The 22426-nt window shown below is 43.2% G+C and carries 19 protein-coding genes; 10 read left to right on the forward strand and 9 right to left on the reverse strand.

The genetic code is table 11. The features are described from left to right. Positions 1–4: 4 nt before the first annotated feature. Positions 5–736 carry a tRNA (N6-threonylcarbamoyladenosine(37)-N6)-methyltransferase TrmO gene (gene tsaA, locus GQR89_RS05700; protein WP_370461025.1) on the reverse strand — a complete coding sequence of 244 codons (732 nt, stop codon included), beginning with the start codon at positions 734–736 and terminating at the stop codon, positions 5–7. Between the two features lie 200 nt (positions 737–936). Here tsaA and serB point away from each other — a divergent pair, with 200 nt between their 5' ends. Beyond that, positions 937–2019, forward strand: a complete 1083-nt coding sequence (gene serB, locus GQR89_RS05705) for a phosphoserine phosphatase SerB (protein ID WP_158769169.1) — start codon at positions 937–939, stop codon at positions 2017–2019. Between the two features lie 128 nt (positions 2020–2147). On the opposite strand, the gene GQR89_RS05710 is transcribed toward serB, so the two are convergent. Beyond that, complete coding sequence (locus GQR89_RS05710; RefSeq protein ID WP_158769170.1) at positions 2148–4673, reverse strand: PilZ domain-containing protein; 2526 nt, start codon at positions 4671–4673, stop codon at positions 2148–2150. Between the two features lie 190 nt (positions 4674–4863). On the opposite strand from GQR89_RS05710, the gene radA reads away from it, so the two are divergent. The 4 genes from radA (at position 4864) to GQR89_RS05730 (ending at position 10112) form a co-directional block, all read left to right on the forward strand. Beyond that, positions 4864–6228 carry a DNA repair protein RadA gene (gene radA / locus GQR89_RS05715; RefSeq protein WP_158769171.1) on the forward strand — a complete coding sequence of 455 codons (1365 nt, stop codon included), beginning with the start codon at positions 4864–4866 and terminating at the stop codon, positions 6226–6228. A 170-nt stretch (positions 6229–6398) separates the two neighbouring features. Further along, positions 6399–7466, forward strand: a complete 1068-nt coding sequence (locus GQR89_RS05720; RefSeq protein ID WP_233269089.1) for a hypothetical protein — start codon at positions 6399–6401, stop codon at positions 7464–7466. Positions 7467–7476: 10 nt separating this feature from the next. Further along, on the forward strand, positions 7477–8007 hold the full coding sequence (locus tag GQR89_RS05725) for a YfiR family protein (RefSeq protein WP_233269090.1): 531 nt from the start codon (positions 7477–7479) through the stop codon (positions 8005–8007). Beyond that, the gene (locus GQR89_RS05730) at positions 8004–10112 is read left to right on the forward strand and encodes a bifunctional diguanylate cyclase/phosphodiesterase (RefSeq protein ID WP_158769172.1); all 2109 of its coding nucleotides are present in this window, start codon (positions 8004–8006) and stop codon (positions 10110–10112) included. The genes GQR89_RS05725 and GQR89_RS05730 overlap by 4 nt, the downstream gene beginning before the upstream one ends. 103 nt (positions 10113–10215) lie before the next feature. Here GQR89_RS05730 and GQR89_RS05735 read toward each other — a convergent pair whose 3' ends face one another. The 7 genes from GQR89_RS05735 to GQR89_RS05765 all read right to left on the reverse strand — a co-directional run bounded on the left by GQR89_RS05735 (position 10216) and on the right by GQR89_RS05765 (position 17535). After that, positions 10216–10359 carry a hypothetical protein gene (locus GQR89_RS05735; RefSeq protein ID WP_158769173.1) on the reverse strand — a complete coding sequence of 48 codons (144 nt, stop codon included), beginning with the start codon at positions 10357–10359 and terminating at the stop codon, positions 10216–10218. 136 nt (positions 10360–10495) lie between these two features. Then, the gene (locus GQR89_RS05740; protein WP_158769174.1) at positions 10496–10654 is read right to left on the reverse strand and encodes an entericidin A/B family lipoprotein; all 159 of its coding nucleotides are present in this window, start codon (positions 10652–10654) and stop codon (positions 10496–10498) included. A gap of 327 nt (positions 10655–10981) precedes the next feature. Continuing rightward, positions 10982–13705, reverse strand: a complete 2724-nt coding sequence (gene acnA / locus GQR89_RS05745) for an aconitate hydratase AcnA (RefSeq protein ID WP_158769175.1) — start codon at positions 13703–13705, stop codon at positions 10982–10984. 110 nt (positions 13706–13815) lie between these two features. Beyond that, positions 13816–14580 (reverse strand): PRC-barrel domain containing protein, encoded by a 765-nt coding sequence (locus GQR89_RS05750; protein WP_158769176.1) that lies wholly within the window; start codon positions 14578–14580, stop codon positions 13816–13818. Positions 14581–14973: 393 nt separating this feature from the next. Beyond that, positions 14974–15387: a GFA family protein gene (locus tag GQR89_RS05755; protein WP_158769177.1), complete on the reverse strand. Its 414-nt coding sequence runs from the start codon at positions 15385–15387 to the stop codon at positions 14974–14976. Positions 15388–15500: 113 nt separating this feature from the next. Beyond that, positions 15501–16799: an NRAMP family divalent metal transporter gene (locus GQR89_RS05760; protein WP_158769178.1), complete on the reverse strand. Its 1299-nt coding sequence runs from the start codon at positions 16797–16799 to the stop codon at positions 15501–15503. Positions 16800–16902: 103 nt separating this feature from the next. Beyond that, positions 16903–17535 carry a TetR/AcrR family transcriptional regulator gene (locus GQR89_RS05765; RefSeq protein ID WP_158769179.1) on the reverse strand — a complete coding sequence of 211 codons (633 nt, stop codon included), beginning with the start codon at positions 17533–17535 and terminating at the stop codon, positions 16903–16905. Positions 17536–18042: 507 nt separating this feature from the next. Here GQR89_RS05765 and GQR89_RS05770 point away from each other — a divergent pair. The 5 genes from GQR89_RS05770 (at position 18043) to cyoD (ending at position 22424) form a co-directional block, all read left to right on the forward strand. Continuing rightward, positions 18043–18348 carry a hypothetical protein gene (locus GQR89_RS05770; RefSeq protein ID WP_233269091.1) on the forward strand — a complete coding sequence of 102 codons (306 nt, stop codon included), beginning with the start codon at positions 18043–18045 and terminating at the stop codon, positions 18346–18348. Between the two features lie 212 nt (positions 18349–18560). Further along, a complete protein-coding gene (gene cyoA, locus GQR89_RS05775) occupies positions 18561–19457 on the forward strand; it encodes a ubiquinol oxidase subunit II (RefSeq protein WP_158769180.1) in 897 nt (298 codons plus the stop codon). Positions 19458–19459: 2 nt separating this feature from the next. After that, entirely contained in the window at positions 19460–21454 is a 1995-nt protein-coding gene (gene cyoB, locus GQR89_RS05780) for a cytochrome o ubiquinol oxidase subunit I (RefSeq protein WP_158769181.1), read from the forward strand. Beyond that, positions 21451–22107: a cytochrome o ubiquinol oxidase subunit III gene (cyoC, locus tag GQR89_RS05785; protein ID WP_158769182.1), complete on the forward strand. Its 657-nt coding sequence runs from the start codon at positions 21451–21453 to the stop codon at positions 22105–22107. The genes cyoB and cyoC overlap by 4 nt, the downstream gene beginning before the upstream one ends. Then, positions 22107–22424 carry a cytochrome o ubiquinol oxidase subunit IV gene (gene cyoD / locus GQR89_RS05790; protein ID WP_158769183.1) on the forward strand — a complete coding sequence of 106 codons (318 nt, stop codon included), beginning with the start codon at positions 22107–22109 and terminating at the stop codon, positions 22422–22424. Before cyoC ends, cyoD begins: the two co-directional genes overlap by 1 nt. The last annotated feature ends 2 nt before the right edge of the window (positions 22425–22426 follow it).

Raw genomic sequence — 22426 nt, forward strand, 5'->3', positions numbered from 1 at the left:
AATCTTAACAATCTTTACGCTGGGCGTTGTGAATGATACTGGTCACGTAATTCGCGTGCTCATTTACCCGCCAGCGAATATTCAAGTCAAATAGGCTCATGCCATATTCTTCATCACTGTCCTGTTTGGCCTTATATGCTGGACGAGGATCTTGCGCCAACACCTGTTCTATCAACGCAGTTAGCTGTGGGTAACGACTCTGCCAATGCACTAACTGATTTGCACATTGGGTTTCAAAATATACCGGCATCGTGGAAGGCGCTCCGTCAGCGAATCCGCCGGTTGCATCGGGAATACTATCAGCCCATGGAACATAAGGCTTAATGTCAATTATGGGCGTCCCATCGAGTAAATCGACACCTTTTACCCGTAAACTCAGGCGGCCATTTTTATGTTGTATTGAGTCATATTTAACAACAGACATACCTATACCGTTTGGTCTAAATGTGCTGCGTGTGGCGAGTACGCCTTGTTTTTTATTTCCGCCTAAGCGCGGTGGTCGCACCATTGGTGACCAACCTTGCTCAACCGTTTTGTGAAATTGGAACAGCAGCCATAAATGGCTGAACTGTTCTATACCGCGCAACATATTTGGATCGGCGAACTCTTTATCAAATACGATTTCACCGAAGGCTGCATCCACAAGGTTGGGTTGTCTGGGAATAGCAAATTTTTGCCGGTATGGCGTGTGAATCACTCCCAGTGGGTGTAAATTAATTTCGTGTTGCTCAGGCATAGCACTACTTTTAGTCATAATGAAGGGTTAAGCGGTCATGGTAAGCGCCAACGCATGTTATCTCCAAAGTAATTTTTCTACGGGCTTGAGGGCATTCGTAAATGCTCGGTCAATAAACCAATCAGTTAGATTTTGAATGCGCTGGATTTTATCTTGGGCTTTGTTAACATTCAGCCCTATTCATTATTTTGGTCATTCATGTGTTTGAATTTAGCCCGCACTCGAAACAACTTGCTTCTAGCCTTTTTCTCGAAAGGTTGATTACTGATCCTACATTTAGTCAGTTTCATTTTATTAATGATCGTATCGTTAGCAAAATTGCGCACGATAATTTCACCCCAAGCAAACTTAGCCTCACGGGCTTTAACCTTGAAACTGAACACAGTAGTTTAGTTATTTTTGCTGAAGGTTTAAGTTTGGCAAAAGTATTTGCCGTATCGATGGCATTTTCTGACAAGCTTAATGTGCTGTGTTACGAAGTGTTGCGCAACGTGCCGTTAACTGGCGTAGGTATAGTTTTGCGGGTTGAAAGACGTAGCAAAGAAGATTTACGACCACTACTTGAAAATATCGCGAACAAGCACGCCGTTGAAATGTGTTTATTCGCCCGCGCGCCGCGCTTAGATGAACCTGGTTTATTGCTTATGGATATGGACAGCACCGTGATCAGTATTGAGTGTATTGACGAAATTGCTAAGCTGGCGGGTGTGGGCGATGAGGTATCCAGCGTTACTGAGCAAGCTATGCAAGGCAAATTAGATTTTGCTGAAAGTTTGCGCAGCCGAGTAGGGTGCCTGGCTGGCGCAAATGAAGACATATTACAACAGGTCCGCCGTGCATTACCGTTGATGCCAGGGATCTTTAATTTGGTTAAATTCTTAAAGCAACATCAATGGAAGCTTGCCATTGCGTCAGGTGGATTCAGTTATTTCGCCGACTATCTAGCTGATAGGCTAGAGCTTGATGCTGCCATTGCTAATGGTTTAGGCATTGTCGATGGCAAATTAACTGGAAAGGTTGAAGGGGATATAGTTGATGCCCAAGTCAAAGCAGCCACGTTATTAGAACTGGCTAACGAGTTTGATATTGCTGACAGCCAAACTATTGCCATGGGTGATGGAGCGAATGATTTGGTGATGATGAATGCGGCGGCATTAGGCGTGGCATTTCATGCGAAACCAGTGGTACGCGCACAGGCGGATATTTCTATTCGCAATGGCGGGTTAGATAAGTTGTTGTGGGTATTGGCTGCTTCAACTCCCAATGCAAATATCGCCAAGTAATAAGCTGCGCCTAGCCTAATAATATGCCTAAAAAACTTTTGCGTGTTGATTGGTAAGTTAGTTTTGGGTGGCACCTTTAAAGTGCCACCTTATTAAATTGTCATGGGTTGTGAAACGGGGTTGTAATATTAATATTCGGCGTTAAGTAGTTGTTCTATTTCCAAACTTTTTTGCGGATGATGTTGCTGACTATCTTGATTATCGATGATCGTCAGGGCGTCAAACTGATAACGACTCATCACCAAATCGGTAATATCCAGTAAATCCCCGACACCATGTACGTTCCAAAGTTTTTCTTCGAGTTGCTTTGCTTTGTGCACAGCATAAACACCCACATAATTAATTTCAGACTGTAGATGGTCAATATCAGGTCTACCGGTTCGTGCTAAAAATACCTTTAATGCTATAAACTGCCCCTTTTCAATAGACTGCGAGATGAACTGACGCCGTTGCTCGTCCGTGGCGAACTGATCAGCAAAGCAGCTCTTAATTGCCTCTGCTGGGTCATCTTTACTAGGATCAAAAGCCACAAATAATTCATTCATCACTGGACGTTGGTGGGGCTTTATACGGCTCAACGCACTTTGAATGAAATCCATTGGTCCGTCTCTACCTTCGAACAACGCCACTAAGTTAAATTTTCCGGGAGGGGCTTGAAAGCTCAATAAGGTCGTGAGGCGAATTTGATTGGACCAAGTTGCTACAGCATCAGGCACATATTTCGCCCCTTCTTTTCGAATAAAAAAAGCGACATTAGGCACATTGTTAGCATATATATTTCGCAGAGCCTCGCCGATGCCCGGGATATCTTCTTCATCCCTGTATGCTTTGAGTTTAGAACGATTGTTCTTAATCAGTTCTTCAAAAAAGGCCTTGGTGCTGTTGCTTTGCTCGTCATTCACTACTTTCAAGTGCAAAATATTGCGCTCAGCTGATATTTGACGAACGGTATAGGGTAGATTATTAAGCGCGTATTTCCGTGTTACTTTTTGCAGTTGCGGAAAGCTAACGTGCACTTTTGTGTCTACCGCTTTATGGAAAAATGTATTTAACTCGAGCTTAATACCGTTGATCGATATGTCATCGGTATTCCCTTCTAACACCATTTCTTCGACGGTTAGCTGTATCTTACTGCGCAACATGAAACGTGTTTCACGACGCTGATTAGCATATTTAAATCGAAATACCTGAATGTTCTCAGGGGGATGATTACGGGGATGACCAAATACCTTTAAGCTAGGTAATTTTGCCCGGTCGAGGGGCATTTTTTGGAAACATTCTGTGTTGTACTTATCGGTTAAATTCGTAAGTAAAGCGATGTGGGTTAAATGTTGTAAACGCGACATAAGACGAGGCGTAGGGGGTTGATTCTGGCGTTTGACCGACTGACTTATGCTGTCTGCAATCGACAGGGGACGATGACTCTGTTTAGGTTCCATTTCTTGTACTTGTAATTTATACACCCGCCAACTGACTTTACGCGAACCGTAGCCTAAAAATACATCCTTTAAACTAGGATTAGCGACCAGCTCTTCGTGTGACGCAGAATAAAAGTAAACTTTGTCATTTTTTATATGATTAAAAGAATACAGATAGGTTTCTTGCTTATCTTTAGCATAAGAAAGACACTGCTTGATACGGGCATCACTAAACAAGTAGCCAAGTTTTAGATCACTTATTTCATTATTCCAGTAAAAAATATCTTGTCGGTTACAGTCGTTTGCTAACGCATAGCGTGGAATAAATGTCCCGTCCTTTGACTCAATATACACAGGAACGGAAGTGAAATTAGGTATGTAATATTGTTCGTAAGTTTTTTTATGTATTGCATCGAATGTGTTGTCTAAGTTCACTTTATAGCGACGTTTATTGCCATGAATAAAGCGTTCAAGAAAACGATCGAAGCTTGGCATTAAAATATCAAATAAACGCTTTAAATGCAGGCGTTGATCATCTGTATTGCGGTTAATTCCTTCGACAACATATTGCACACCTTGACGATTATCCAGCACATATTCATGTTCAATACCCCGAAATTGCACGGATAACCTGTCGCCGATTTTAAATCTGTGTTCTTTGCTGATTTTAAGTTTTAAACCACCGAGTGATACGTCGACAGTCGTGGCCAGCATACTTTTATTGTTTTCGGTGAATATTTCTACGCTCATAGCGTAATTCATACGCTCTTCGTTGCGTTGGGAGAATTCGCCAAATGGCATAATAGGTGCCAAATAGTCTTGTCTGATGGGAACCGCAACGGCTTCGTTCTTAACCGCTCGAGTCATTTCTTTTTGCTGGCGCTTGTGCATCACTCGATAGTTATTTTCTGTGCTTAATACGGCTTCGTTGACGCCCACTGTATATTCACCAAATGAGCGAACTTGGCGCTCAAAAACGTCGATGGCCATATCATCTAAATAATGAGTTTGACTTTCGTATTCATACAATTTGCATTTGCCGTCGACGTGACCGCGTAAGTCAATTATGCGCGTACATGGCCTTGCTAATCGCTTGAGTTCCATTTTCAGTAAAAAGCGCTTTTGCTTCGGTATTGATCCTGCAACCTGAGCCAAAATTTGATTAAATTCAGGCTCATTGATCATCGGTTTCAGTTGTTCAATAATGTCATGATACTGCTCAAGATCTTGATTCATAGTGAATGCGTACTTAATTTTAAGTGTTTAGGACAGACTCGATATAGACTTATCGGCAAGCCGAGTCGTTTTCATAATGCAATATGTCCAAGCTTATCCTACTATAGGCCGCCTTTTCTCAAGGTTAGGCCCGACGTTGAGCCATTTTCGCGTCAACCAATATACAAATAACATCTGATTGTGGAGTAATATGGCCAAACGTAAAACTGCCTATGTTTGTAGTGACTGTGGCGCAGAATATCCCCGCTGGCAAGGGCAATGTAACGATTGCAACGCTTGGAATACCATTACCGAGTTTGTGGTCAGCCCTGCGCGTAATCAACCAGAGCGTAATTTGCGTGGTTACGCTGGGCAAACGGTCGCTAAAATTGAAACATTAAACAACATTGATTTGGCTGCGTTACCGCGCTTTACCTCTAATTTCAATGAGTTAGATAGGGTGCTTGGTGGAGGGATTGTCCCCGGAAGTGCCATTTTAATTGGTGGGTCTCCTGGTGCCGGTAAAAGTACGCTTTTATTACAGGTTATGTGTCACCTTGCAGCTCAGCGAAGTGCATTATATGTCACGGGTGAAGAATCCTTGCAGCAGGTGGCCATGCGAGCCCAGCGATTGGGCTTACCCAATGATAAACTGAGCATGCTGGCAGAGACGAGTGTCGAAACCATTTGTGAATTAGCTTTGACGCTTAAACCGCAGATAATGGTGATTGATTCCATTCAGGTGATGCATGTTGCTGATGTGGCGTCGGCACCAGGCAGTGTGTCGCAGGTGCGTGAAAGCGCTGCTTACCTAACACGATTTGCTAAGCAGCATCATATCGCTATGTTCCTTGTTGGCCACGTAACCAAAGATGGCAGCTTAGCTGGGCCGAAAGTACTAGAGCACTGTATTGATTGCTCTATGATGCTCGAGGGTGAAAGTGACAGTCGTTACCGTACGTTGCGTAGTCAGAAAAACCGTTTTGGAGCTGTCAACGAGCTAGGTGTGTTTGGTATGACCGAACGAGGTTTAAAAGAAGTTAGCAACCCTTCGGCGATATTTCTAAGTCGCGATGAGCAGCAATCACCTGGCAGTATTGTGATGGTAGTCTGGGAAGGCACTAGGCCATTATTAGTTGAGATACAGGCCCTAGTGGATTATTCGCAAACCGCTAATCCACGCCGAGTTGCGGTGGGTCTAGAGCAAAATCGTATGGCGATGCTGCTTGCTGTATTACACCGCCATGGTGATTTGCAGATGAACGATCAAGATGTATTTGCTAATGTGGTCGGTGGCGTTAAAGTCACAGAAACCAGTGCCGACCTTGCGCTTTTGTTATCCATTGTGTCAAGTTTTCGCAATAAAACATTAGACTCTGAGTTGATTGCTTTTGGCGAAGTGGGTTTAGCTGGCGAAATACGGCCGGTACCCAACGGCTCTGAACGAATAAGCGAAGCGGCAAAGCATGGATTTAAACGTGCCATTGTGCCAAAAGCAAACGTGCCCAAGCAGAAAATTAATGGTATCGAAATTATCGGGGTTTCTCGCCTTAGCGAAGCCCTTGAGGTACTCTAGTTAAAGGACCCGTTTTAGACGTAAATAAACCGCGCTAATATTAGTGGTTTACGTCTAATTTATTGATACTCATGATTTTTATTAGTAATGGATTATTACTTATTATGGGGGGATGGCATGCTAATATGCAGCCAAGACGTTATTTTCATCTTAATTAATGGCCTTATATAATGAGTAAATTATTTTCCTTTTCTTTTTCCACTTCTCTTCTTCTAGGAAGTCTTGTGCAAGTATGCTGTGCACAAAGTACCCCATCCGAATTTGCTGAGCTCAGTTTAGATCAATTATTCGATATGAATATCACGGATGGTCAGGAACAAAACCATTCTGAAAGCCGCTGGTCTTTTGCCTACAATTTTAAGTCGGCGGAGTTTCGTGGTTATTTAGATGGGGATGCCAAGCGCAGCGATTCAAGCGTATTATGGCAAGGACAAGGCACGACAAGAACAGACAGTAATTTTCCGATACTGCCTACCGTCATAGATCAACAAGTACAGATTTTTTCTGTTGGATACCGTCTAAATGAGGATTGGCGTGTGCATGTGTCACTTCCTTATATCACCCAAAGTACTGATCACATCAGCATCGTTGATGAATATGACCACTTCACTATCGACACCGATGGCGTTGGGGATGCCGTGCTGTCAGTTAGTCATCGGTTAGTCGCGACGAGCGATGATGTATGGTGGTTTACTTTTGGGGCTAGTTTACCCACCGGATCAATTGATGAAGTTGGCGATACCCCCAGAGACGTTGGTGACCAACAATTACCCTACACAATGCAATTGGGCTCAGGTACCTATGACTTTCCCATTGAGTTCAGTTACAAGAGCCTAGGCGAGCATGACTTCAGCTTAAGTATGTCGGCCATGTTGCGCACCGGAAAAAATGATCGTGATTATCGACTGGGTAATAGTTATAGCATTTCTGGCCGCTATAAATTCCATGCCACAGCAGAGTTGAAGCCTTACTTAGGGATGGAATATCAATATCGTAGTGCAATACATGGGCAAGACGACGAAATAATGTTTGCTGGTCCATTCCCTTATCCTGCGAGTATTACAAACCCTAAATTATACGGTGGTAAGAAAGTCAGTGCGCAAATAGGGATCCGCTGGCAGTTTAGTGAGTTTTATGCACTTCGCGCTGAATTTTCAAAACCCGTATATCAATACTTGAATGGCCCACAACCGAAAGAAAACTACCGCACCGGTTTGACACTTTCGCGTTTAATGTGAGGTTAATTGCGTGTTTGGTTTAATGAATATCAATTGGGTGAAAGGCAGTTTTGTATTTATTATACTGTTTCCATCTTTGGTGATGGCTTCTCAAGAGTTGGCTAAAGAACGAAAGCTTAAAGCGGCGTATTTACTCAATTTTACGAAATATATGCAATGGCCAAAAGGTAGTCATAGTGTCCACAAAATGGGCTTTCATCTTTGTATACACAGCGATGTGCCTTTCTATGAATTTATGCAAGCACTCATCGCTCGGCACAATCAAGGAAATAACAAACGACGCATTACCGTTAATAAAACGTTAGACGCAACGCTATGTCATATGGCTTATTTCCAAACACCTATCGCGCAACCTTTAACACAACTAGCTAACGCGGTTATCGTGCTTGAATCACAGGACGTACAACAGGCTAATAGCGCTATCCGCTTCTATACCCAGGCGCAAAGAGTGCGCTTCGAATTCGATCTACCGCAATTGGCTAAGGCGCAAGTCAGTGCTAGTTCTGAGTTGTTGAAACTCGCGAAGATAGTGCGAAAATGATGTTTTCAACTATCACGCGAGCCTCTTTTTTTCATAAGCAACTTATTGCGATCATCGGCACTAACTTGCTGGTTTTGGGGATCGCTGCGCTACTCATTTACTCCGCTTTTGTTGACGATTATCGGGATAATTTAATCAAAACCATGGATAGTCATGCGTCGTTGCTATCGGCGGCCAGTCGTTCTGCCTTGTTATTTAATGACGAACGGGCTGGGCAGACTATCCTCGCGTCTTTGGAAAAAATACCAGCAGTGCGTTACGTACAAATCCTCGATAGCCGTAAAGCCATTTTTGCCACTTACACGCGAGAAGGGCAGAGTAGCGATATTTCGTTGAGCGACATTGAACCAGGATATTATTTTACCAATGACAATCTTTACCTGACGCAAGAAATAACACTAGAGCAAGATGTACTTGGCTACATTTTGCTATCAGCAGACACTTTGTCGTTACAAGGTCAGCAACGTCGATATGGGCAAATGGTATTGTGGGTATTTCTACTTGGTTCGTTGCTGGCGTACCTGTTGAATTGGCGTATGCAGAAACGCCTGCAATCCCCGATAAAACGTTTGATCCGTTTAGTGGATTATGTGGCTAAAGAAGGGTTGTACGACCAACGTATTTTTAACCGTAGAGAGGACGAAATAGGGCGATTAGTGAATGGGGTTAATTCGATGTTGGACACCATTGAAGATCATCAATTTAAATTAAGTGAACACAGCGAACATCTTGAAGGGATAGTTGCACTTCGCACAGAGCAGCTCTATGAGCGGGCAAATTTTGATGCATTAACCCAATTACCTAACAGACATTCCTTGACCGACAAAATTGCGCAAGCTATCGAGAGGGCCAAAGACAAGAACAGCAATTTGGCGTTGATGTTTCTCGACTTAGACCGCTTCAAAGTGATTAACGACAGTCTGGGCCATTTTATGGGGGATAAGTTGTTAATTGAAGTGGCTAAAAAAATCCAACAAAGAATAAAGGACGGTGATGTAGTCGGTCGCTGGGGCGGGGACGAATTCGTCATTTTGATCGAAAATCCACAGGACATAAGCTCGGTAGATGCATTGGCTAAGGACATTATCGCGGCCCTAAGTCTTCCGCTTATTGTCGCGGGCCATCAATTACATATTTCCACCAGTATCGGCATAGCATGTTTTCCCAAGGACGGCGATGACGCATCTAGTTTGCTAAAACATGCGGATACCAGCATGTATAAAGCAAAAGAAATCGGCCTAGGACAGTTTCGGTTTTTTGAGCAGGCGATGCTCAACGATTCTGTTAGGCGACTAACATTGGAAACTCAGTTACGTGAGGCCGCCGCGCAGCAGCAATTTCAATTGGTGTACCAACCGAAAATAAATATCCTTGATGAGAGCCTTGTTGGGTTAGAGGCATTAATTCGATGGAAAAATGGCCAAGAGTATATTCACCCGTCAGTATTTTTGCCTATTGCGGAAGACATCGGGCTTATGGAGTCGATCAGTGTGTGGGTATTAAATCAGGCGTGTCAGCAAAACGCTGATTGGCAGCGTGTTGGTATCGATATCGTTCCCGTCGCTGTCAATCTGCCCGCATCATTTATAATGGGACCTCATTGCCTTGATTTCATTAACAACGCGCTAAATCAGTCTGGCTTAGCCGCCAAATTTTTGGAAATAGAAATTACTGAGAATACCTTTATTGCGTCCACAGAATTAGCGATAGATGTGCTCTCGGCATTGCATGAATTAGGTGTAAATGTTGCAATTGATGACTTTGGTACGGGCTACTCGTGCATGAGTTATTTGCGCGATTTACCTATTAGCACCTTAAAAATTGATGGAACATTTATAAATGATCTTGTCGCGCCAAAAGTTACAGACACACCACACAGCGCTAAAGATACGCATCAACGTGATCAAGGTATAATAAGATCTATTATCTTACTGGGTAAAAGCTTAGGTTTAAGCATAGTGGCTGAATGTGTCGAGCAAGAATTTCAGGTTGATATATTAAGGCAAATGGGCTGCGATATTATTCAAGGATATTACTACAGCAAGCCACTGTCAGTAAATGATGCTGATAGCTACCTGCGCAGTCATGTAGGCAATCAGACATAATTTATTTCAACTAAGTGTTCAGCTAGTTCGTAGTTAGTATCCATTTAGTATCAGTGCTCAGCATCCATCAATTACCCGCCGATAAGAAAACTTGTAGCCTTAACTAATTGTTTCTTTTTAGCTTCTGTAGCCAATTTTTTGAGCTTGAACCCACTGATTCATTATGCTGGTAAGAGCGTTTGATTGACTGCTGTAACTGACGTAAGTGATCCGCAAAACGGTTAGTTGAACTTTTAGTACGAGTCATATTCCATCTCCGGTTATATATGCATTTAATTGTTGTCTCTTTTACCAGACATAATTATCAATTTCATTCTGCCAGTATGTCAATTGATTGCTGCTACCAGCCTTATCTACTGACCGTATGTACTTATGTAAAGATACTACTCGTTGGCAGCATCTTGAACGACTTCGCCTGCGCTTTCAATATCCTGTCCAGCACCGTCAATAGTGGCGCATGAGGTTAAAGTGAAAACTAAAATAGCAACCAATGCGCTGGTATTTAACAATGTCTTCAATGCAGTTATAAGTTTGCTTTTCATAATATGTATCCTTTTATTTGAGTAATTAACACACTTTTAATGAATGTATTTACTCTCTGGGTAACTATTAGTAAGCCAATCTCATGCCAACTTTTCTTGCTCAATTAGTTAATATAAAGTTAAATAAAATCAATAGGTTAACTTTTTATAATAGAAAGGTTAAATAACAGATGTAAATTCTACTACTTATGTAGATAAATTTTACCTAAAGGCGGGATAAGAATTAATGATACGAGGTGAATGACATGAAAGAGATAAACGTAAAAAGCCGCGTAAGAATTTACGCGGCTTTTGCTTAAGGTTGATTTACAGCGTTAATATGCAGCTTTATGCACTTTTGTTTAAGCTGCGTAATACGTATTGCAGTATGCCTCCATCGCTGAAGTAGCTGAACTCGTTGGGAGTGTCGATACGAATTTGTGCCTCGAACGTGAACTCGCCTTGTTCGCCCTTAACAGCCACAGAAACTTCCTTCTGCCCGCTCTCGATAGCGTTGATGGAATATTGTTCCGTGCCATCTAGTTTCAAGCTTGCGGCCGTTTCACCGGCTTTAAATTGTAAGGGTAATATCCCCATACCAATCAGATTTGAACGATGGATTCGTTCATAACTTTCAGCAATAACAGCCTTAACACCGAGTAACAAGGGGCCTTTTGCTGCCCAATCTCTGGAACTACCAGTACCGTATTCTTTACCTGCAATTACGACCGTTGGCGTGCCTTGGTCTTGATATTTCATGGCGGCGTCAAATACTGACATTTGTTCTTTTGATGGTTGAAAACGTGTCCAGCCGCCCTCGGTACCAGGTGCTAATTGATTTTTAAGTCTGACGTTAGCAAATGTGCCACGCATCATGACCTCATGATTGCCCCTGCGCGAGCCAAATGAATTGAAGTCATGCTCCTCTACTCCATGGGCCTGCAAATACTGGGCAGCTGGTCCGTCGGGCGCAATACTACCTGCAGGAGATATATGATCTGTGGTAACCGTATCCCCAAGTTTCAATAAACATCGTGCATCGTCAATCGAGCTGATAGGCTCAGGTCGCTGCTTGATACCGTCAAAGAAGGTTGGCTTTTTCACATAGGTCGATTCAGGCCAGTTATATTGCTCGCTATCCACTACCTCTAAGTTATTCCACGATTCATCACCTTCGAAAATATGGCTGTATCGCTCTGAAAACATCTCACTCTTAACGACGTCAGTGACCAATGCTTGGATCTCATCGTTACTGGGCCAAATATCGCGTAAGTAAACCGGTTTGCCGTCTTTGCTTGTGCCCAGAGGTTCTTTCATCAGATCAATATTCATATTGCCCGCTAACGCATATGCGATAACCAATGGTGGCGATGCAAGGTAGTTTGCTTTTACATCTGAATGGATGCGTCCTTCAAAGTTTCGATTGCCCGAAAGCACAGAAGTAACATTAAGTTTTTCTTTACGAATTGCGGCGGTGATTGGATCCGGTAGGGGGCCTGAATTACCAATACAGGTTGTACAGCCGTACCCCACTAAATAGAAACCTAGATTCTCTAGCTCATGAGTAAGATTTGCCTTGTCCATATATTCAGTCACGACCTGTGAACCTGGTGCAAAGCTTGTTTTGACCCAAGGTTTAACGGATAGGCCTAATTCACTGGCCTTTTTCGCGAGCAGACCTGCGGCAATCAGCACTGAAGGATTAGACGTGTTAGTACAACTGGTAATGGCGGCAATAACCACCGCACCATCGTTTAAACTGAACTTCTGTCCGTTATATTCCACTTGACTTGAATCTTCGGTTTTCTCAGCTTCATGACCACCCTCTGATTCAAAACGCCCTTTTTCAGGGTCCTCAGTAGTGATAATAAGCTGCTCTTGTTCTGACAACCAGGCTTTAAACTTACTTGCAGCTTCTGTTAGCGGGATCCTATCTTGGGGGCGTTTTGGCCCCGCAATCGAGGTGACGACCTCGCCTAAGTCAATGTGTAAATTCGCATGATAAATTGCGTTTTTCTGAGATTCAGAACCCCACATGCCTTGGGCTTTTGCATAGGCTTTGATTATCTTAATGTTGCGCTCTTCTCGTCCAGTTAAGCGCAAGTAAGTCTCGGTTTGTTCATCTAACGGAAAAATACCGCACGTTGCGCCATACTCGGGAGCCATATTGGCGATGGTTGCTCTATCGGCAATCGTTAAATGTTTCACTCCCTCACCATAAAATTCGACAAATTTACCTACTACGCCAAACTCGCGCAGTTTTTGGGTAATCGTCAGTACTAAATCTGTGGCTGTGGTGCCAGGTGGCAATGCCCCGGTTATTTCCATTCCGACGACTTCAGGTATTAACATAGTGACGGGTTGGCCGAGCATGGCGGCTTCGGCCTCAATCCCGCCTACGCCCCAGCCTAACACACCTAAACCATTAATCATGGTGGTATGAGAGTCAGTGCCGACTAATGTGTCAGGGTAGAGAAAAGTTTGCTCGCCTTGTTTCTCGATGAAGGTGACTCGGGCTAAATATTCTAAATTAACCTGATGTACTATGCCTTTGCCTGGAGGAACCACTTTAAAGTTGTCGAATGCTTGCTGGCCCCAGCGCAAGAACTGATAGCGTTCTTTATTGCGCTGGACTTCCATCGCAGTATTTTTACTAAACGCGTCTTCTTGTGCAAAAAAATCAACCATGACCGAATGGTCGATTACCAACTCTACTGGTTTCAACGGATTAATTTTTTGTGGATCGCCGCCTAAATCAACCATGGCGTCGCGCATCGCGGCTAAATCTACAACCGCTGGCACACCGGTAAAATCTTGTAACACGACACGAGAGGGAACAAACGCGATTTCTGTTGTTGCACTGTTATTAACATTCCAAGTAGCCAGATTAGTAATGTCCTCTTCTTGAACAAAATTTTCTTGGCTGTGGCGCAGTAGGTTTTCAAGTAATATTTTAGCGGCGAATGGTAGTCTCGCGATATCGTGGGTGCCCTCTAGACTGTTTAGGGCGTAATACGAAAATTGCTCGCCATCTATGGTCAGTGTTTTTAAATAGGGGGAAGTTTGCTGCATGATGTTCTCCGTCTGTGTGAAAGTTTCTCACTATGGGTCACGTTAGCTGTAACGTAGGGCGGTAAAAAGACCGTGTAATGAGTGGGTCTTTTTACCGGAAACCAGGTGTATTATTTTGCTTTGGGCAAACTCTGTAATACGCGCTTCACCTTGAGTTTGTATTCGTCGTCATTTAATAAATCATGATCGCACTCTGGGCAATGTTCAATATCAGTGGAAGGCAAAGTGCAGTGCACACGCTGCTCAAGCCAATTAATATCGTCAATATGCTTGGGCGCTAAGAGTAACTTTTTACCTCCTGGAAGCCATTTGTCAGTATCAATGATAATCAAAGGAATTTCCCAATTCTCGGTATCTAAAATCAGATCATGAATATGGCCAACCGTTTGACCACTGGCAATAACGTCGTATCCTTGCAGTTCATCTATAGAGCGCAAGTGGTTGGCGTGACTTTTGTCGTGTTCTTTTAGGTCGGTGTTTGCTTGTTCAAAAGCGTGCTGATTGACCAACGAAGTTGGATTAGCGTATTCACCCCATGCTCCCGGCCCGGTCCAGTAATAACCGTAGCCTAAATAGGAGAACAGTATTTCTTCATATTCCCGTGACACTGTTTTTTCTTCGTCAATGGAAGGGCTGTCTTTAATTTGTTGTTTACTTAAAGCTACGTGAATTTTTTCTTCGTCGGTATCAATCTCTCTCAATGAAATAGGAGAAATAAGTACCTTCTCACCTAAGGGGAGCCATTTATGAGTATCGACGTACATATAACGTATTGTCCATGCGCGATCGTCAAACAAAAAGTCTTTAGTAACACCGATATCGCCGTCTGTGGCTGCGATCGTAAATCGTTGAATGTCTCGTAAACCTGTAAACATAATGTTCTCCCGACTAGTAGCTGCGAATTGATCAAGTGAGAAGCCGTCAATAAGCTGTTTTATACGCCTTGTTGGGTTGCACTCAACGTACTAGGCGGACAATTCACATTGACTATTCAAAAATAGTTAATGGCAAAGATATACGCAAAGAGTAAGCCAGCATGAACGCAAGCTTTCAAGTACCTACAGTATAGTAGTTCGGGACGATTGCAGTGGTTTACAAGTACCTTTACAACATATTCTTTAAGGAAACAATTACCCTTGGACTGTAATATTTACAGTCTACGTTCGAGGAATAAAGTTGGGGAGAGAAATAGATAAAACGTAATTTGAAAAATACTCGCGAGCTAATTAGCTATTAGCTCGCTAAAGAATACTGCAATAGTGATATTTTTATTGTGTTGGGCCCTCTTCGAAGCTGCGCATACTGTCGATTTCCCCTAACCAACTTTGGGCTGCATTAGCCCATATTTGCGTTTTGGGGATTAGACTATCGCGCTGATCTATTGCGCCCACTCGTAAAAAGTAAGGCTTGGGCCCGTCACCGATAGGGGAGGCGTAGATGCCCGTTCCACAATTTTCACAAAATCCTTGTGCCCTATGATTACCGCTTTGCGCTACCTTGATGTATTCCTTCGGTGTGCCTTTATTGAAAGTGAGCGCGCCGAGTTCGGAAATGACAACTGTTCGAAATGCACTGGCAGATAGCGTCTGACAATCATTGCAGTGACAGATCATGGTCTTTTCAGGATTGACGACAGCGCTGAATTCTAATTCGCCGCAGTGACACCGACCGGTAATGTTCATAGTTTTTCCTTATTGTAAAAAATAAATGCAGGGACATAAGACCTGCAATTGCAGTAAAAACTTCAAATTATTGTGTATCTGGGGCTAAGCGTTTATTTGAAATTTCATCATCATTAGCCCATGATTTTCCAACTTACAAAAAATACACTAAATAACGTTAAAATAGTTAAACAACAAAGGGTGTAGATGCGAAATCCCCCTTGCGGTTTGTACTCGGGGCTTACGTCAGCTCCCATCATCACTTTGTAATTTAGCCAAGCGTAAATGGGGGCACTGACAAAAGACACCGTCGTCACAAAATCCAGTAAGGCTTTAATATCGGCGCTAAAATCAGTGATGATCCACCAACTTCCTATTGCTAAAATAGCTAATGAAACGATATACGCTTTATTGCCAGAGCGGCTTTCCTGTTGTAATGCCTGTTTCGTCTCAGAGGGTGTTTTTGCAGGATTCGTAAGCTCTTGAGTTTGACTTAATTGATAGGCGCGTTTCCATACTTGAGGAAACCCATCGGCTACCGCGAAGGTAGTTGAAAATAGTGCTACAAAGGTCACGATCGCCATTAATAACCAACTCCAATCCCCCAGCGCGTGACTATAAATACCGACTAGTTGCCCGGCAAAAGCGGCGGCAGCATCGGCAAAACCATCACCTTGGCCAAACATGAGCAAGGCGCCTAACCATAAAAATATAATGGCCAATAACAAGCTTGCAGCATAGCCAATATTAAAGTCAGTAGTGGCATTTTTAGCGTTTTCAGGGCCTGGTTTTGCACCTCGAGACAATATCCATAATGAATGCCAAACCGACACCTCCACAGCGGTAGGCATCCAGCCGATTAAGGCAACAATAAAAGCGATGCTTGCCGCACCACCTAGATTAATTGCAGGTGCTTCGACAGATGGGGTAAAGCCTAAGCGTCCGATAGCAGCAAACCAGGCAATAACGCTGCAAACAACAAGAATCAACATCATCCACTTAAGCAGAGTATTAAGTACTTTATAATGGCCGATCAATAGTACCGCGCACACAATACCCAGAACCAGCGCAGCCCATTGGGAAAGGGATAACACATCACCAAACAAGTTCATGGCTAAGGCGGCTGTAACGATGGTTACGCCCGACTGAACAAAAAACATCGTAATGAAGGTTAATACCAAAAATAAGTAAAATGCCCATTTACCCACTGAGCGATAACCATCGAGTAAGCTTTTGCCCGTTAAGCCAGCGTATTTAGGGCCAAATAAGAAAAAAGGATATTTCACCACATGGGCTAGTAAGATAAAACCCAGTAGTGCGAAGCCGAAGTCAGCCCCAGCACGGGTGGCTTGCACGATATGCGACACGCCAATACTTGTGGCGGCCCAAACGATACCAGGGCCAAGTAAGGCCATTATTTTAGTTATTTTCATGCTACTACTACCATTCTTTAAATAGTTATTTGTGTGAAATAAGTTTTGTTGAAAGTCAGCTAAAACAACTGGTGCAGCCAACTCACTCGTACGGTGTTAACCGTCATTCGGCATTGCTCAGGTAGAGCATTAACATCTTTGATAATTCCCCACACAACGCACGTGAGTTTAAGTCGCATGCGATAGCAGGCGTGATCTGTGGATAGAGCACTTTATCGAGCAGTGCGGTGATCATGGTGAAAATAACCATGTTTGCCGCCGATTTTTTGTCTTGTGCACTTATCTCGTCACTAAAGCGCAGTAATATTTGCGCAATGCGTCTATAAACTTCTCGCCTGTCAACCAGTGCTTCCCCGGCCACCAAGTTAGAATACAGCCGTGAATTAAGATGTATGGTACGAAATAAGCTGCGATTCGCCATAAAAAATTCGTGGGTCTGTTCGGTGATACCCTTAACAGCCTGTGATAAAGAGGTGTATTGATTTAACTCTAAGGTGTCAATCCATTTAATTAAATCTTGGCCAAAATCTTGATAAAGTAGAGGTAATAAGGCTTCTTTGTTTTTAAAGCGTCGGTAAAACGTGCCTACCGACACATCGGCATAATCACACAATTCTTTGATACTGATATGTTCAAAAAATTTACTTTGTAGGCAATAATGAACGGCGCTCATAAGATTTCGCTGGGTGTCTTGGCTGCGTTGTTGTTTAGCTGGGATAACACTATAAGTTGCCATTTTTAAATCATTCTCTTATATCAACGACATATAACACTAAAAGTACTGAATTTAGCGATTGGATCATGCCGTTTTTGTTTAAAAACAGCAATGTAAGAATATGCTCGTCACAGAAAAAGCATTTCAAAATGAGCCTCATCTTGCTCGTGATAACTTCTTTCTTGAGGGGAGACGTTCTTCAGAGGCAATAAAGGCCTGATTAAAAAATACCTCGGTTTGTTGTTTAAACGTTTCTTAGGTGTTCTATTTTTGTAAACTCATGATTTTAATAATGAATATTTACAATTTAGCCAATGCTGCTCTTTGTGTCGCTGAATTGCTTTTGTTAGTATCCGCGCATCAAAAAATGAGCAAAGCTTGATGCAGATCAAAATTGCGCATCTTATCTAGTGTAACCCTTTGGACTAAACGTTGAATCAGCACACCGCAAATTCACATGATTTAACCCTTCGCCACAAAATGCGCTTGGGTATAAATAATACTTCGCTCTTAGGGAAGTTGTGCTTTGTGAGCGGTGTTGTTGGGTTATTCACTGCGTTTACGGTTTTTTTAGGGGGCTTTTATGAAGGCGCTGAGTATGTTGGTTTAGCGCTAGACTTCTCGACTTTTGATCTACTCAGTACCGCGTCCTTTTTATGTATATTGGCCATCAGTAGTTATTTTTCACAGCATTACTTATGGCTACTAAATCTAGTGCCTGATTACGTGTTAAGGCATCTAGCTGCTAAACCTAAACCGTTATTTATTGTTCCCACTGTTATAAGCCAGTCGCCCACAGCGCATGGCTCTCGTGCTCCACCCTTATTCTCTTAGCGGCTCAAATCGTTAAATAAGCATCTTGGTTATCTTTTTTATTTGTTCGGCCGTGCACTGCATGCGTCACTTATTAGCCAAGCTAGTTGCACACATTTTATCGCTTATTTTACTTTGAGCCCGCTCACTCGATAAATCCGGCGTGTCCGGTGTTTAATTCTGCCTAATTTACTTAAGGCAGTACTCTAAATATTGTGGGTAGGGGAATTCCTTTGTTAATCCGTAAGTTAGGTTACTCAGCATTGGCGGCAAGCGTGTTGTTATTGTCAGGCTGTGAAGGTGGTGTGCTTGATCCGAAAGGTCAGGTGGGCATCGATGAAAAGTATTTAATAATAGTAGCAACGGTATTAATGCTGCTGGTGGTTGTTCCAGTTATTGGAATGACATTGTATTTCGCTTGGCGTTACCGTGAAGGGCGCGAGCATGAAATTTATGATCCTAAATGGGCCCATTCCACCAAAATTGAAGCTGTCGTATGGTTAATACCGATTGTTATTATCGCTATTTTAGGCACGCTCACCTGGTATTCCACACAAGCGCTTGACCCTTACAAATCACTTGAGCACGAACATAAACCGATCACCATTCAAGTGGTTTCCTTAAACTGGAAATGGTTATTCATTTATCCGGAGCAAGGTATCGCCACGGTTAACGAAGTGGTGTTCCCCAAAGATGTTCCGGTGGAGTTTAAGATCACGTCTGATACCACCATGAACTCATTTTTTATTCCCCAATTGGGTAGCCAAATCTACTCCATGGCGGGCATGACAACTCGGCTTAACTTGATTGCTAATGAAGCGGGAGAATTCGACGGTATTTCTGCTAATTACAGTGGCGCAGGTTTCACTGGCATGAAATTTAAAGCGATAGCTAAGCCGTCAGAACAAGCGTTCGAGGACTGGGTCAGGGCAGTTAAGCATAGTCCCGCGGCATTGACCGATAGTAGCTACGCGCAACTAGCACAACCGAGCGAAAATAACCCTGTGGACTATTACGGCTCTGTGGACAGTGAGATGTTCCAGCATGTTGTGATGCAGTTTATGGGCAATATGAAACACCAAGAGCAACCCGAGCATTCAGCTCATATGCACATGCAGGCGGAGGACTAATTATGTCGCTATTAGGAAATATTACCCTCGATGCCATTCCGTACCACGAACCCATTATTATGGTGACGCTGGCCGTGATTGGCGTCATTGGTTTGGCCGTTGTTGGCTTAATAACAAAATATGAAAAATGGGGTGTGCTGTGGCATAACTGGTTAACCTCGGTTGATCATAAACGCCTCGGTATTATGTACATCATTTTAGCGCTCGTTATGCTTATTCGTGGCTTCTCTGATGCCATTATGATGCGTACACAACTCGCGATCGCCACCAATGGCTCCGAAGGGTATTTGCCCCCAGAACATTACGACCAGATATTTACTGCCCATGGCATCATTATGATCATCTTTATGGCCATGCCCTTTATGATTGGTTTGATGAACATCGTATTGCCTTTGCAAATTGGCGCGCGTGATGTGGCATTCCCCTTTATGAACAATCTGAGCTTCTGGTTTACCGCCTCAGGCGCAGTATTGATTAATATATCGCTAGGCTTAGGAGAATTTGCCAAAACGGGTTGGTTGGCGTATCCGCCACTTTCGGAGATGTCTTTTAGCCCTGGGGTAGGGGTAGATTATTATATTTGGGCCTTGCAGATATCCGGTATAGGTACCTTGCTCACGGGGGTTAATTTCTTAGCGACTGTGTTTAAAATGCGCGCGCCGGGTATGAAGCTAATGCAGATGCCTATTTTTACGTGGACCTGTACATGGGCCAATATTTTAATTGTGGCGTCTTTTCCTATTCTAACGGCGGTACTAGGTTTACTGACCTTAGACCGTTACTTGGACTTCCATTTTTTTACCAATGACGGTGGCGGAAACGCCATGATGTATATCAATCTGTTTTGGGCTTGGGGACATCCTGAAGTATATATTTTAGTGTTACCTGCTTTTGGTATTTTCTCTGAAGTTATTTCAACCTTCACGGGTAAACGCTTGTTTGGTTATACCTCTATGGTTTGGGCCAGTGGTGCCATTTCTATTTTAGGCTTTGTGGTGTGGTTACATCACTTCTTCACTATGGGCTCGAGTGCCGATGTAAACGCCTTTTTTGGTGTGATGACCATGATTATCGCCATTCCCACAGGCGTGAAGTTATTCAACTGGCTGTTCACTATGTATCGCGGTCGTTTACGTATCACCGTGCCTGTACTGTGGACCCTAGGCTTTATGGTTACCTTTAGCATAGGGGGCATGACAGGTGTGTTATTAGCGATACCTGGCGCTGATTATGTGTTGCATAACAGTCTGTTTTTAGTAGCTCACTTTCATAACACCATTATTGGTGGTGCGGTATTTGGCTACATGGCAGGCTTCGCGTTTTGGTTCCCTAAAGCAACGGGCTTCCATTTGAACGAACGTTTGGGTAAGTATTCATTTTGGTGTTGGCAGATTGGTTTCTACGTGGCCTTTATGCCGCTTTATGTGTTGGGCTTTTTAGGCATGACACGTCGCTTGAATCACACCAATAACCCAGATTGGAATATTTGGCTATACGTTGCAGCGCTCGGTGCAGTGATCATCTTCGCGGGCATTATTCTACAGTTTGTGCAGTTATACGTGAGTATACGTGACCGTGAGCAAAATCCAGATCTAGACGGCGATCCATGGAACGGCCACACCCTTGAATGGTCAACCGCGTCGCCACCGCAGTTTTATAACTTTGCCACCTTACCTAAGGTGCATGACATAGATGCGTTTACCGATATGAAAGAAAAAGGAATTGAATATCAAGCACCAGATGAGTATTTGCCTATTCATATGCCAAGTAATACGGCTGCGGGTATGCAGGTCGCTGGTGCCGCAGGCATAGTCGGATTTGCGTTGATCTGGCACATTTGGTGGTTAGCCATAGTGGGTGCATTGGGTATAGTGGTGGCCTTCATCGCCCGCTGTTACGCCAGTAATGTAGATTACTATGTTGAACCCCAAGAGATTGCTGAAATTGAACAGGCTCACCTTGCAAACGTGGCATCCGTGAAGGAGGAACTTGTATGAGCGCGGTACCAGAAACCCTAAAATTTGCCTCTAATCACGGCTTAAATGCCGTTGATAATAATGGCGGTCATGACGACGGACATGGTGAGCACCACGATACATCTGCTACTACTTTGTTTGGCTTTTGGCTCTACTTAATGACCGACTGTATCTTGTTTGCTTCGGTATTTGCTACCTATGCGGTGTTATTTATGAACACCGATGGCGGCGTATCAGGCAAAGATATATTTGATCTTAACTTCGTTGCAGTTGAAACCGGAGCGTTATTAATCAGTAGTATTACTTACGGCTTCGCGCTGCTATGTGCTCACAAACAGCAAAAGGCTGGCACACTATTATGGTTGCTGGTCACTATTGCTCTAGGTTGTGTGTTTATTTCTATGGAAGTGTATGAATTTCATCACTTAATCCTTGAAGGCAATGGCCCAGATCGCAGCGCTTTCTTAAGCTCGTTTTTCGCTTTAGTGGGTATGCATGGCTTGCATGTCACCGCAGGTTTGATTTGGATGATTGTCATGGTGCTTGAAGTATTGAAGCGCGGTTTAGGCACACAAACGGTTACCCGTTTAGGTTGCTTGAGCTTGTTCTGGCATTTCTTAGATATCGTGTGGGTCTGTGTATTCACCGTTGTGTATTTATTAGGAGCAATGTGATGAGTCATTCAGCAGAAATTGAATCTCACGGCAGTGTAAAATCTTACTTAATTGGTTTTGTATTATCTGTGGTGCTTACTGCTATTCCGTTTTGGATAGTGATGACAGGTAACTTCAGTAAAGCCACCACTTTTTATAGTGTGATAGCGCTAGCGGTTGTGCAAATCGTCGTGCATTTGAAATATTTTTTGCATCTCGATTTTTCAATTCGTGGTCGTTTAAACACCTTTGCGTTTTTGTTTACCGCACTGATTATTGTCATGGTGGTTGGATTATCCATTTGGATTATCTATAGCGCTAACGCAATGATGATGTAGAG

Origin of the sequence: Paraglaciecola sp. L1A13 (assembly GCF_009796745.1) — a bacterium.
Taxonomy (GTDB): Bacteria; Pseudomonadota; Gammaproteobacteria; order Enterobacterales; family Alteromonadaceae; genus Paraglaciecola.

Excerpts from the sequence above, each read along its gene's own strand:
- GQR89_RS05750 (WP_158769176.1), bottom strand. The coding sequence starts at position 14,580 with ATGTTTACAGGTTTACGAGACATTCAACGATTTACGATCGCAGCCACA.
- GQR89_RS05730 (WP_158769172.1), top strand. The coding sequence starts at position 8,004 with ATGATGTTTTCAACTATCACGCGAGCCTCTTTTTTTCATAAGCAACTT.
- GQR89_RS05740 (WP_158769174.1), bottom strand. The coding sequence starts at position 10,654 with ATGAAAAGCAAACTTATAACTGCATTGAAGACATTGTTAAATACCAGC.
- GQR89_RS05760 (WP_158769178.1), bottom strand. The coding sequence starts at position 16,799 with ATGAAAATAACTAAAATAATGGCCTTACTTGGCCCTGGTATCGTTTGG.
- radA (WP_158769171.1), top strand. The coding sequence starts at position 4,864 with ATGGCCAAACGTAAAACTGCCTATGTTTGTAGTGACTGTGGCGCAGAA.
- GQR89_RS05710 (WP_158769170.1), bottom strand. The coding sequence starts at position 4,673 with ATGAATCAAGATCTTGAGCAGTATCATGACATTATTGAACAACTGAAA.
- GQR89_RS05720 (WP_233269089.1), top strand. The coding sequence starts at position 6,399 with ATGAGTAAATTATTTTCCTTTTCTTTTTCCACTTCTCTTCTTCTAGGA.
- cyoC (WP_158769182.1), top strand. The coding sequence starts at position 21,451 with ATGAGCGCGGTACCAGAAACCCTAAAATTTGCCTCTAATCACGGCTTA.
- cyoD (WP_158769183.1), top strand. The coding sequence starts at position 22,107 with ATGAGTCATTCAGCAGAAATTGAATCTCACGGCAGTGTAAAATCTTAC.
- acnA (WP_158769175.1), bottom strand. The coding sequence starts at position 13,705 with ATGCAGCAAACTTCCCCCTATTTAAAAACACTGACCATAGATGGCGAG.
- tsaA (WP_370461025.1), bottom strand. The coding sequence starts at position 736 with ATGCCTGAGCAACACGAAATTAATTTACACCCACTGGGAGTGATTCAC.
- GQR89_RS05735 (WP_158769173.1), bottom strand. The coding sequence starts at position 10,359 with ATGACTCGTACTAAAAGTTCAACTAACCGTTTTGCGGATCACTTACGT.
- GQR89_RS05765 (WP_158769179.1), bottom strand. The coding sequence starts at position 17,535 with ATGGCAACTTATAGTGTTATCCCAGCTAAACAACAACGCAGCCAAGAC.
- cyoB (WP_158769181.1), top strand. The coding sequence starts at position 19,460 with ATGTCGCTATTAGGAAATATTACCCTCGATGCCATTCCGTACCACGAA.
- GQR89_RS05755 (WP_158769177.1), bottom strand. The coding sequence starts at position 15,387 with ATGAACATTACCGGTCGGTGTCACTGCGGCGAATTAGAATTCAGCGCT.